Origin of the sequence: Paraburkholderia lacunae (assembly GCF_003353175.1) — a bacterium.
GTDB lineage: Bacteria > Pseudomonadota > Gammaproteobacteria > Burkholderiales > Burkholderiaceae > Paraburkholderia > Paraburkholderia lacunae.
In genome coordinates this window covers 40,219-52,313 of record NZ_QHKS01000016.1, presented here as the reverse complement: position 1 = coordinate 52,313, position 12,095 = coordinate 40,219, and the positions used below count along the sequence as shown (strand labels likewise).

Below are 12,095 nucleotides of genomic sequence, written 5' to 3'. Positions count from 1 at the left end.
CGCATGCGCATCGACGCGCTCGGACTGTCTGATCTCGTTCAGTTGGCGGCGTCTGCCGGTAAAGCATCTGCCTTTCTGGCACGGACCGACGCCGCGACGTGGGTTCGCATCGCCAGCACGATACGCGAGCAGGGCGGCCGACTGATCTCGTTGTGGGGCGGGGGCGCGGCCACTGGCACATTCGTCATGTCCGCGGCCTATGCGATGGACGATGGCTTGTTGTGGGTGCAATTGCCCGTCGCCAGCGGAGATGAAGGAGGGGGCTATCCCGACCTTTCCGCGATTTTTCCCTGCGCGACACGCATGCAGCGCGCCGTCTACGATCTGCTCGGATTGCGTGCGATGGACGCGGCGGACACGCGGCCGTGGCTGAATCACGGCAACTGGCCAGCCGACTACTTCCCGCTTCAGAAGCTGTCGTCCGGAAACGAGCGCTTCGAATCTCAGGAAGCGGATTATCCGTTCGTGCAGGTCGCGGGAGACGGTGTTCACGAGATCGCGGTCGGGCCGATCCACGCAGGCATCATCGAGCCTGGGCATTTTCGTTTCTCGGTGGTCGGCGAAAAGGTGCTGCGGCTGGAGGAGCGACTCGGTTATACACATCGGGGTATCGAGCGGCTGTTCGAGACGACGCACGTGCTGCTCGGTCAGCGTCTCGCCGGGCGGATTGCCGGCGACACGACGGTCGCATTCTCGTGGGCCTATTGCATGGCCGTCGAGCGCGCTCTTAACGTGTTCATTCCGCCGCGTGCGCAGTGGCTGCGTGCCGTGATGCTCGAGCGAGAGCGCGTCGCGAATCATCTGGGCGATCTGGGTGCGCTCGGCAACGACGCGGGCTTTGCGTTTGGGCTCGCGCAGTTCTCCCGGATGAAGGAAGACTGGCTGCGTCTGAACGACCGCGTGTTCGGACACCGCTATCTGATGGATCAGATCGTGCCGGGCGGTGTCGCGCGCGACGTGCCTGCGGAGTTCATCGAGGCTGTGAGGGACCAATGCGAGCGAATCGAAGGCGAGGTCCGTGTGATGCAGCGCATTTACGAAGAGCAGTCGGGCCTGCAGGATCGCTTTACGGGTGCAGGCAGGCTCCCGGCGAACGTGGCCGCGCATTTCAGTGTATGCGGCCTCGCGGCGCGGGCGAGCGGGCTGGGCATCGATGTACGCATCGACCATCCTTATGCGCCGTATCACGAGGTGCAGCCTCAAATGATGTGCGACAACCGGGGCGACGTGGCCGCTCGCGTCGCTGTGCGGTTCAACGAGGTTTACGAGTCGCTGCGGCTGATCCGCACGTTTCTCGGCGGTCTGCCTGAAGGCGGCATTGTCGAGCCGGTCGAAACCGGTCGGCCGCCATCTTGCGGCGTCGGCTGGGTCGAAGGCTGGCGCGGCGATGTATTCGTGGCCATCGAGACCGGCGAGAACGGGACTATTTCACGCTGTCACTGCCACGATCCGTCGTGGCAGAACTGGCCGGCGCTGGAGCACGCGATCATCGGCAATATCGTTCCCGATTTCCCGCTGATCAACAAATCGTTCAATCTGAACTACGCGGGACACGACCTGTAATGTGGCAACTTCTCAAACAGATCGCACGGACGGACATTCCGACCAGGTCAGTCCCGGCCGCGAGCGACGCGTGGATAACCGCGCAACAGCAGCAGATCCAGCAGGAGATTCTCGACGTGCTCGGCCGCGCGCTGTGCATTCGCCAGATCGATGCGGGCTCATGCAACGGATGCGAACTCGAAATTCACGCGCTGAACAACCCGTACTACAACATCGAGGGTCTCGGCATCAAATTCGTCGCGAGTCCCCGTCATGCCGACATGCTGCTGGTCACGGGGCCGCTCGCGCTGAACATGAAGGAGGCCGTGCACCGTGCCTGGGAGGCGACGCCCCATCCGAAGCTGGTGGTTGCCGCAGGCGACTGCGCGTGCACGGGCGGCATCTTCAGGGACAGTTATGCCGTGTGCGGGCCACTGTCGAACCTGCTTCCGGTGGACGTCGCCATTCCGGGCTGTCCGCCACCGCCGATTGAACTGTTGAGAGGCATTCTCACGGCGCTGCGTGCGAGGCGAGACACGCTCGCGCCGTGACTTGTGCGGCAGACATGCGCCGGAATGGGCTTGGTACCCTATTGTCCGGTTTCTTCGCCGTAGCCTGTCTGTCAACGCGGCCCTACCTGTTGAGCTCCCTGATGCTGTCCACGATCTCGGGATTCGCAAGCGTGGATACGTCGCCGGGGTCCTGATGGCTGGAGATCGCCGCGAGCACGCGCCGCATGATCTTGCCCGACCGGGTCTTGGGCATGTCGGGAACGATGATGACCTGATGCGGTCGCGCGATGGCGCCGATCCTCGCGACGACGGCTTCCGATACCTTATGCGCAATCTCGGGCGTAGGCTCCACACCCGGCTTCAACGAAACATAGAGTTCGGGGACCTTGCCCTTGATCTCATCGGCGACCGGCACGACGGCCGCTTCCGCGACGTCCGGCACGAGCAGCGCGGCCGACTCGATTTCCTTGGTGCCGAGACGGTGGCCCGCGACGTTGATCACGTCGTCGATGCGCCCGAGGATGCGGAAGTAGCCGTCGGCCGCCTCCAGCGCACCGTCCCCTGCCATGTAAGGCCAATCGCGCCAGTCCTTGCTCTGCGGATCCCTGCAGTAGCGGGCATAGTACGTCTTCACGTAGCGGTCCGGGGCCTTCCAGATCGTCTGAAACGCGCCGGGCCACGGGTTGCGGATGCAGATGTTGCCCGCCTTGCCGGAACCGCTTGCAAGCTCGTTACCGTCATCGTCGTAGATCACTGGATGAATCCCCGGAATCCCGGGGCCGGCACTGCCCGGCTTCATCGGATGCAGCGCCGGGACCGTGCTGCACAGGAACCCGCCCGTTTCCGTCTGCCACCACGTGTCGACAATGACCGCCTCGCCCTTGCCGACCGACTGGTGATACCACTTCCAGACTTCCGGCTCGATCGGTTCGCCCACGGTGGTCATGTGCTTGAAGTGGTAGTGATATTTCGCCGGCTCGTCCGGGCCGCTGCGCCGCAGCGCCCGGATCGCCGTCGGCGACGTGTGGAAGATGTTGACCCCCAGATCCTCGGCAATTCGCCACGGCCGTCCCGCATCGGGATAGACCGGCACCCCCTCGTACACGACCGTCGACGCAGCGACTGCCAGCGGGCCGTACACGATGTACGAATGACCGGTGATCCAGCCAATGTCCGCCATGCACCAGTACACGTCCCCGGGGTGAATGTCCTGGATGTTCTTCGAGGTCCAGGCAACGTAGGCAAGATAACCGCCCGTCGAGTGCTGGCAGCCCTTGGGACGGCCGGTCGTGCCACTCGAGTACATGAGGAAGAGCGGCGCCTCGGACGGCATCTGGACAGGCTCGACACGGCTGCCGCGGAATGACCTGAGAACGTCGTTGACAATGACATCGCGTCCTTCGACGAGCTTCGTCGGACTCGAGTACCGGCCGGGATAACGCTGCCAGACCAGCACCTTTTCCGCCGTGTGGCCCTTGCTGGCCGCCTCGGCGAACGCGATGTCGGCCTTCTCCTTGTGATCGATCAGCTTGCCCGAGCGCCAGTAGCCGTCCATCGTGATCAGCAGACGGCTCTCGGAGTCCAGGATGCGGTCCGCGCAGGCCGCGCCACTGAAACCGCTGAATACCTGCGAGTGAATCACGCCGAGCCGGGCGCACGCGAGCATCGTAATGGGCAGTTCCGCCACCATCGGCATGTGCAGGGTGACGCGATCGCCCGCCTTCAGGCCGCAGAAATCGCGCAACAGCGCTGCGAACTCGTTCACGCGGACATGGAGTTCCTGATACGTGATGTGCTGGACCGCCTCGTCCTCGGACTCAGGCACGAAATGGATCGCCGTCTTGTTCCTGTAGTTCGCGAGGTGGCGGTCCACGCAGTTGTAGCAGGCATTGATCCTGCCGCCGACAAACCAGCGCCAGAACGGCGGATTGCTGGCGTCGAACGTCGTGTCCCAGTACTTGTACCAGTCGAGCAGGTCTGCGAACTCCTTGAAGCACTCTGGGAACCGGTCAAGGGAAAAGCGCTCGAACACGTCCGCATCGGTCAGGTTGGCCTGGGCAATGAATGAAGCGGATGGCGAGAAGTAGCCCTCTTCAGGCCAGTGCACGGCAATCTGCGCCTCGGAGACATCGACAGCCTGTTGTCCGGCATCGGTGCGGCGCGATGACTTGTCTCGCGACATGACGATTCCTCCTTGATCCCGCGTGGACCAGAGGTGAACACAGACCCTGTGCATGAAGCTGCCGTATGGGGCGGTCAAATCACAGTCGTGTCGTTTCCCTTCGGGTCGGCGCACCCGCTGTGAAGCAGGATGGCGTAAACCCATTAAAGTCCAGGGCGGACGTGCTGCCAATCCGTGCGGGTGCCGATGGTCTGCGCCGCGTGCCCGATGAGCGTGGTCAAGCTTGCCGGCAGGCCCATCGTGAACTAGATTTTGACTGAGGCGCACCAACCGGGAGAGGGCGTCATGGACCTGCTCGTTGAACGTGTCGATGTGTGGGCGGCCACCATCGAAGATGAACCCGGCGGCCTCGCGCAGGCGTTGAGCGTTCTCAAGGACGCCGGGGCGGACCTGCAGTTTGTCGTAGCCCGGCGAACCCCGGAGTCACCCGGCAAGGGTGTCGTATTCGTCGCGCCGTTGCAGAACGACCGTGAAATCCGTGCTGCCTCGCAGGTGGGGTTCAACGTCACTCCGAGCCTGCATTCCGTGCGCGTCATGGGCGCAGACCGGCCGGGTGTCGTTGCTGAGCTGACCCGGGGGCTCGCTGACGCGAAGATCAACCTGCGGGGTGTCTCGGCCGCCGTCGCCGGCACACAGTTCGTTGCCTATCTGGCGATGGACTCGCTCGACGATACCGTTCGAGCGATCGATATCCTGCAGCAGGTATAGGCGCAGCCTCCCGCCCGTGCCGAACGGGCGGGTACGTCGGTTGACACGCCAGCTCTGCCGGCGCCAAAGCGAAGCGCAACGAAACGCTAGCAGCACCGCGGCCCGTTGCCGCCGTACTTCCGGTCGATCGCCCGCGCGCAGAACACACGTCGCGACAGCAACGGTTCGCCCGGGTGATGCGATGCCATGTGCTCGACATAGCGTTCATAGTCCGGAATCCCGAACAACTGCAGCCAGGTCTGACGAATGCTCCGCGCCATGCGTGAAACGCGCGTGCCCGGCACGTTTTCGGCAGGTCGGGCGCCTGTTGCCTGCTTCATATCGAAGAGCGTTCCCATCGCGAATCCTCCTTACGCCGGGCGTGCCACAGCCGGTGTCTCGTGAGCCGACGGCTGGGCCTGATGCAGCGCCTGCCAGCACATCCTGATCGCGAACACGCACATCGCCAGCACTAGCGCGACGAACACACCACATACTGCTGCATCAAGATAGTTGTTGAACGCAACCCGCTGCATTTCCACAATCGACTTCGCAGGCGCCAGCACCGTTCCATCGGCGGCGGCTCGGGCGAATCGGTTCGCGAGCGCGATGAAGCCGATACGCGGGTCGCTGCTGAAGATCTTCTGCAGGCCCGCCGTTAGCGTGGTGACGAGCAACCAGGCAGTGGGTACCAGCGTCACCCATACATAGCGCTCGCGCTTCATTTTCATCAGCACGCTGGTGCACAGCAGCAGCGCGATGCCGGCGAGCATCTGGTTGCCGACGCCAAAGAGCTGCCACAGCGTGTTGATGCCGCCCAGCGGGTCAACCACGCCCTGATAGAGGAAATAGCCCCAAGCCGCGACACACAGCCCGGTGCCCAGCAGGTTCGCCGGCAGCAGCTGCGTGTTGCCGAGCGGCCGGTAGACGTGACCCAGCATGTCCTGGATCATGAAGCGGCCAACCCGCGTGCCGGCATCCACCGCCGTCAGGATAAAGAGCGCCTCGAACAGGATCGCGAAGTGGTACCAGAACGCTTGCATCGCGGTACCGCCCAAGGCCTGCGCGAGAATCTGCGCCATGCCGACCGCAAGCGTTGGGGCACCGCCGGCGCGTGACAGGATGGACGTCTCACCGATTTTCGCAGCCGTCTGGCTGATCATGTCCGGCGTGATCGTGAACCCCCAGCCGGAAATCACCTGCGCCGCGTGCGCGGCCGTCGTGCCGATCACCGCGGCAGGCGCGTTCATCGCGAAGTAAACGCCCGGCGGCAGCACGCATGCGGCGGTCATCGCCATCACCGCGACGAACGACTCGGCAAGCATGCCGCCGAAGCCGATCAGCCGCATATGCGATTCACGCTCGATCATCTTCGGCGTGGTACCCGACGAAATCAGCGCGTGGAAGCCCGATACCGCGCCGCACGCGATCGTGATGAACAGGAACGGGAACAGCTTGCCCGAGAAAACCGGCCCCGAGCCATCGGTGAACTGCGTGGTCTGCGGCATCGCGAGCGTCGGCGCAACGATATAGATGCCGAGTGCCAGCGCGACCACCGTGCCGATCTTGAGGAAGGTGCTCAGATAGTCGCGCGGCGCGAGCATCAGCCATACCGGCAGGCTCGAAGCGACGGCGCCATAGAGAATGAGCGCCCATGCGAGTTGCGGACCGGTCAGCGTGAAGGCTGGCCCCCAGACTGGGTGAGCGGCAACGGTCTTGCCGATGACCAGCGCCGCAAGCAGCAGCACGACACCCAGCGCCGAAGCCTCGCCGACGCGCCCCGGACGGATGATGCGCATGTAGACGCCCATCAGCAGCGCGATCGGGATGGTCGCTGCGATCGTGAAGAGACCCCACGGGCTGGCCGTCAGCGCCTTGACGACCACGAGGCTCAGCACGGCCAGAATGATGATCATGATGGCGAGTACCCCGACCAGTGCGAGCGAACCAGGCACGGGGCCCAGTTCGATCTTGATCATCTCGCCAAGGGATTTGCCGTCGCGCCGCACCGACGCGAACAGCACGACGAAATCCTGCACTGCACCGGCGATGACGACGCCGGCGAGTATCCACAATGTGCCGGGCAGATAACCCATCTGCGCGGCGAGTACGGGACCGACCAGCGGACCGGCGCCGGCAATCGCCGCGAAGTGATGGCCGAACAGCACCCAACGGTTGGTCGGCACATAATCCATGCCGTCGTTGTAGCGCTCGGCCGGCGTCTGGCGGGTATCGTCGAGCCGCAGCACGCGCGTTGCAATGAACCTGCTGTAAAAGCGGTAAGCAATGAAATAGACGGTGAGGGCGGCTGTCACGAGCCAGACGGCGTTCACGCTTTCGCCGCGCCCGAGCGCGAGCGTCGCGAAAGCAAAGGCGCCGAGCGCCGAGAGTGCTCCCCAAAGAACAATGGACGCGAGCCTTTTCATGGCACCTCCCTGCAGACGCGCTGCCGGACGGCACCCCTTCGTTTGCCACGCAGGCGCGGATTGCTGCGTAGTAGCCCGATCACCGTCGGCGAATGAGACAACCCGGTGCCGACATACGGAAACGCTACACGTGCACCAGGTACACCGCAAACTGCGGTCCAGCAAATTTCTGTCAGATCAGACAGAAGCGACACGAGCAGCCGGCCGCCCGGTGTCGAGCGCATGAGGTGGCGGCGCGCGATCGCCTGTGCCTGACCTGCGCGATGCGCTCTACCCGGAGCCGGCATCCCGCTGGCTCCGGGCAAGCGAGGTCGGCGCATCGAAAGGTTTATGTAATCAGTATAGGTGTGCTGCGGTTCCAGTAAAGCCGGGAACCGCGCTCAAAGCGCATGGCAGCGCTGCCGTTATCCGGTGGTCTGACATTACAACCAGTCTGTGGATATGGGCCGGCATCGAACTTTTCTGGCGGTGCCGCCAGCGGGCCTGTTCGTCGTGTAGATCCGGATGCGACAGGCCGGCCATGAAGAGGGCAGGAGTGAAAATGCGGGCCACGTTACTTCCCCGCATCCATATTGGCCGTGACGACCGCTACGGGCGCGATCGATACCGTGCCCGCGCAAAACGCGCATTCCGTGATCTCACAGGACAGTTATGGATTCGCACTGCAGTTGGGCGCCACCGGCAGAGTTGCGGGGATGGACATCCACTTGACGGCGGGGTGTCAGCGGCGATTTTGCCAACACCCGTTCTCAGCCGATGCTGCGACCAATGAACAGTTTCTTGGGATGGGTGCGCCGCGCGGGGTGTGGGTTGGCTTGCGGTATGCGTGGAAGTTGAGCAGGGAGGGTTCGTGGCATGCGTGCGCCAACCAGAGCATCCGGAGCGGCCCTCATGCCGCTCCGGACGTTTACGCGTTAGAAGAAGCCGAGCGGCTCCTCGCTATAGCTGACGAGCAGGTTCTTGGTCTGCTGATAGTGATCGAGCATCATCTTGTGAGTCTCGCGGCCAATGCCGGATTGCTTGTAGCCGCCGAACGCCGCATGCGCCGGATACGCGTGATAGCAGTTCGTCCACACGCGGCCCGCCTGGATCTGCCGGCCGAAGCGATAGGCACGCGTGCCGTCGCGCGTCCACACACCGGCGCCGAGACCGTAGAGCGTATCGTTGGCGATCTCCAGCGCCTCTTCTTCGGTTTTGAACGTGGTCACCGACACCACCGGCCCAAAGATCTCTTCCTGGAAGATGCGCATCTTGTTGTGGCCACGGAACACGGTCGGCTTCACGTAGTAGCCCTTGCTCAGTTCGCCGCCCAGCGTGTTGCGTTCGCCGCCGATCAGACATTCGGCGCCTTCCTGCTTGCCGAGATCGACATAGGAGAGGATCTTCTCGAGCTGTTCCTGCGAAGCCTGCGCACCGATCATCGTTTTCGTATCGAGCGGATGACCCTGCGTGATCGCGGCGACGCGCTTCAATGCGCGCTCCATGAATCGATCGTAGATCTTTTCGTCGATCAGCACGCGCGACGGGCACGTACACACTTCGCCCTGATTCAGCGCGAACATCGCGAAGCCTTCGAGCGCCTTGTCGAAATAGCCGTCGTCCTGATTCATCACGTCGGCGAAGAAAATGTTCGGGCTCTTGCCGCCGAGCTCGAGCGTCACCGGAATGATGTTCTGGCTCGCGTACTGCATGATCAGCCGGCCCGTGCTGGTCTCGCCGGTGAAGGCGATCTTCGCGATGCGTTTGCTCGATGCGAGCGGCTTGCCGGCTTCGAGGCCAAACCCGTTCACCACGTTCAGCACGCCCGGCGGCAACAGGTCCTGGATCAGTTCGATCAACACCAGGATCGACGCAGGCGTTTGCTCGGCGGGCTTCAGCACAATGCAGTTCCCCGCGGCCAGCGCGGGCGCTACCTTCCACACGGCCATCAGGATCGGGAAATTCCACGGAATGATCTGGCCGACCACGCCCAGCGGCTCGTGGAAATGATAGGCCACGGTATCCGCATCGATCTCACAGACCGAACCTTCCTGTGCGCGGATGCAACCGGCGAAATAACGGAAGTGGTCGATCGCGAGCGGGATATCGGCGGCGAGCGTTTCGCGGATCGGCTTGCCGTTGTCGATCGATTCGGCAAACGCGATGCGCGACAGGTTCTGCTCCATGCGGTCCGCAATGCGGTTCAGAATAGTCGCGCGCACGCCCGGCGCGGTGTCGGCCCACGCCTTGCGGGCGCGGTGAGCCGCATCGAGGGCGAGCTCGATATCTTCTTCCGTCGAGCGGGGAATCGACGTGAAGGGTTCGCCGGTGATGGGCGACACATTGTCGAAGTATTCGCCGCGCACCGGAGGAACCCATTCGCCGCCGATGAAATTGGCGTACTGCCGCGCATACGGAAATTCGACATCGAGAAACTGCATATCTGCGTGATTCATGCTGGACTCCTCCAAGGATTGTGTGACTGGTCTCGATGGTGAAAGCATGCGTTGCCTCGACGCATCCGCAGTGCTGACGCTCTTCATCGTGCGCAGCGTTCAGCGAGAAGCATGCCATCGGGCATTGGCCAGATCGCGATAGGCGTCAGTCGTATCCGGATGCCATGCACCGCGTGCGACGCACTCGGCGCGGCGAGTGGATCGAGCACAGGCGTGGTTCGATTCACCTGCGTAGCAACTGTCATTTTTAGCAACACATCCTCGCTCGACTGCGCCAGTGTGCAACACCGGTTGTCACGCTGCGGCGGCCGCCTGGCAGCGCTCCATGCTCGTCCTTCATGAGCCGCTACGGCTTGCGGCGACGCGACTGCCAGTGGCACGCGACTTGCCTTGAACGGCACAGCAGCCAGTCTGCGTTCACTAGACGATGGTGCCGCCGCGCGGCCTCGCGTCGACAACTCAACAGCAACCATGTTGCATGGGACCAGAGTAAGCCGCTAAAGCGGCAACTCTGGTCGACATAGGAGACAAGCATGAAAGCACGTTTAACTTCGGCGACGCGGCCCACGGCGCTAGCGATGGGCGTGGCCGCTGCCGTCAGTCTGATATTCGCGTCGGCGGCAGCGGCCGACGACTATCCCGCGGTCACCTATGAACGGTTGACCGCGGCGCAAAGCGACCCCGGTTGGCTCACGTATTACCGCACCTATAACGGTCAGGCGCATTCGCCGCTCAAGCAGATCGACGCAGCCAATGTGAAGAACCTCAAACAGGTCTGGAGCTACAAGTTTCCGGCGGACTTGCAGCAGGGTTTCGAAGCCACACCGATTGTCAATGGCCGCTACCTGTTCGTGACCACGCCGAAGGACAACGTGTACGCGTTCGATGCCGCAACCGGCAAGCAACTCTGGAAGTTCGAGCCCAAGCTCGGCGCGGAGTCGTTCAAGACAGCATGCTGCGATGTGATCAACCGCGGTGTGGCGTTATACGGCAAGAACGTTTACGTCGCCATGCTGAGCGGCGACGTCGCAGCGCTCGATGCGCAGACAGGCGGGCTCGTCTGGCGCAAGCAGATGTTCGAGCCGGGTCTGGGCTACGCGTTCTCCCTTGCGCCGCTCGCGCTCGACGGCGCACTGGTGGTGGGCAGTGCAGGCGGGGAATACGGCGCGCGCGGTTTCATCGCGGCATTGAATCCCGACGATGGCAGCGTGCTGTGGAAGCGCTTTACGGTGCCGGCAGCCGGCGAGAGGGGCAGCGACACGTGGCCGAACGGCATGCAGGAACATGGCGGCGCGCCGGCCTGGCTGACCGGCACCTATGACGCCGCCTCGAAGACGCTTTACTGGGGTGTCGGCAACCCCGGACCGTGGCTCGCCGATCTGCGGCCGGGCGACAACCTGTACTCCGACTCGCTGCTCGCACTCGATCCGAAAACCGGCAACCTCAAATGGCATTACCAGTACACGAAACATGACACGTGGGATTACGACGGCGTCAATACACCGGTGCTTGCCACGATCAAGTACCAGAACAAGGAGTACGACGCCATCATCCATGCCGACCGCAACGGCTTTTTCCACGCAATCGACCGCGGCACCGGCAAGCTGATCTACGCGAAACCCTTCGTCACGGCAACCTCGGTCACCGGCTATACGCCGGACGGCTCGCCGATCCAGGATGCGTCGAAATATCCGAAGGCGGGCACGACGATCGAAACCTGTCCGAGCTTCCTCGGCGGCAAGAACTGGTGGTCGGTTTCGTACGATCCGGAGAAGCACCTCGCTATCGTTCCCGCGCTGCATGCGTGCATGTCGCTGTCGGGCAAGTCGGTGAACTACATGGAGGGCCTGCCCTACCTCGGCGAGGGGTTCGAGATCAAGCCGGAGCCGGGCAGCAAGGGCTATGGCGAACTGCAGGCGATCGACGTCGATACCGGCAAGAAAGTGTGGAGTCACTGGAGCAAGCTGCCGTGGAATGGCGGCGTAGCGACCACGGCGGGTGGCCTCGCCTTTAGCGGCTCGCTCGACGGCCATCTGTACGCGTTCGACGAGGCGACCGGCAAGGTGTTGTGGCAAAGCCCGAAACTCGCCAGCGGGGTCATTGCGCAACCGTCGGTGTTCGAAGTCGACGGCCAGGAGTATGTCGCGATCCTCGCCGGCTATGGCGGCGCCAATCCCATCTGGGGCGGTCCGATGGCGAAGGCGGCAGAGAAGGTCCCACGTGGCGGCACGCTGTACGTGTTCGCGCTCAACCATAGCTGATGTTCATGGGGTCGCCGCGTCAGGTTGCTCAGCGCACATTGGCGCGGGCA

At 63.2% G+C, this 12,095-nt stretch carries 8 protein-coding genes; 4 read left to right on the top strand and 4 right to left on the bottom strand.

Features of this window, described 5'->3' with window-relative positions:
• Positions 1-3 precede the first annotated feature (3 nt).
• A complete protein-coding gene (locus DLM46_RS23495; RefSeq protein WP_115104349.1) occupies positions 4-1,563 on the top strand; it encodes a hydrogenase large subunit in 1,560 nt (519 codons plus the stop codon).
• Positions 1,563-2,093: an NADH-quinone oxidoreductase subunit B family protein gene (locus DLM46_RS23490; RefSeq protein WP_115104347.1), complete on the top strand. Its 531-nt coding sequence runs from the start codon at positions 1,563-1,565 to the stop codon at positions 2,091-2,093. Before DLM46_RS23495 ends, DLM46_RS23490 begins: the two co-directional genes overlap by 1 nt.
• An 82-nt stretch (positions 2,094-2,175) precedes the next feature.
• Here the strand turns inward: DLM46_RS23490 and acs are convergent, their stop codons facing one another.
• On the bottom strand, positions 2,176-4,236 hold the full coding sequence (gene acs, locus DLM46_RS23485; protein ID WP_115104344.1) for an acetate--CoA ligase: 2,061 nt from the start codon (positions 4,234-4,236) through the stop codon (positions 2,176-2,178).
• A gap of 285 nt (positions 4,237-4,521) precedes the next feature.
• Here acs and DLM46_RS23480 point away from each other — a divergent pair, with 285 nt between their 5' ends.
• The gene (locus DLM46_RS23480; RefSeq protein ID WP_115104342.1) at positions 4,522-4,944 is read left to right on the top strand and encodes an ACT domain-containing protein; all 423 of its coding nucleotides are present in this window, start codon (positions 4,522-4,524) and stop codon (positions 4,942-4,944) included.
• An 86-nt stretch (positions 4,945-5,030) separates the two neighbouring features.
• Here the strand turns inward: DLM46_RS23480 and DLM46_RS23475 are convergent, their stop codons facing one another.
• The 3 genes from DLM46_RS23475 to adh all read right to left on the bottom strand — a co-directional run bounded on the left by DLM46_RS23475 (position 5,031) and on the right by adh (position 9,784).
• Positions 5,031-5,282, bottom strand: a complete 252-nt coding sequence (locus tag DLM46_RS23475; RefSeq protein ID WP_115104340.1) for a YbdD/YjiX family protein — start codon at positions 5,280-5,282, stop codon at positions 5,031-5,033.
• Positions 5,283-5,294: 12 nt separating this feature from the next.
• Complete coding sequence (locus DLM46_RS23470; RefSeq protein ID WP_115104338.1) at positions 5,295-7,349, bottom strand: carbon starvation CstA family protein; 2,055 nt, start codon at positions 7,347-7,349, stop codon at positions 5,295-5,297.
• A gap of 914 nt (positions 7,350-8,263) precedes the next feature.
• Complete coding sequence (adh, locus tag DLM46_RS23465; protein ID WP_115104335.1) at positions 8,264-9,784, bottom strand: aldehyde dehydrogenase; 1,521 nt, start codon at positions 9,782-9,784, stop codon at positions 8,264-8,266.
• 533 nt (positions 9,785-10,317) lie between these two features.
• Here adh and DLM46_RS23460 point away from each other — a divergent pair.
• Positions 10,318-12,045 carry a methanol/ethanol family PQQ-dependent dehydrogenase gene (locus DLM46_RS23460; protein WP_115104332.1) on the top strand — a complete coding sequence of 576 codons (1,728 nt, stop codon included), beginning with the start codon at positions 10,318-10,320 and terminating at the stop codon, positions 12,043-12,045.
• The last annotated feature ends 50 nt before the right edge of the window (positions 12,046-12,095 follow it).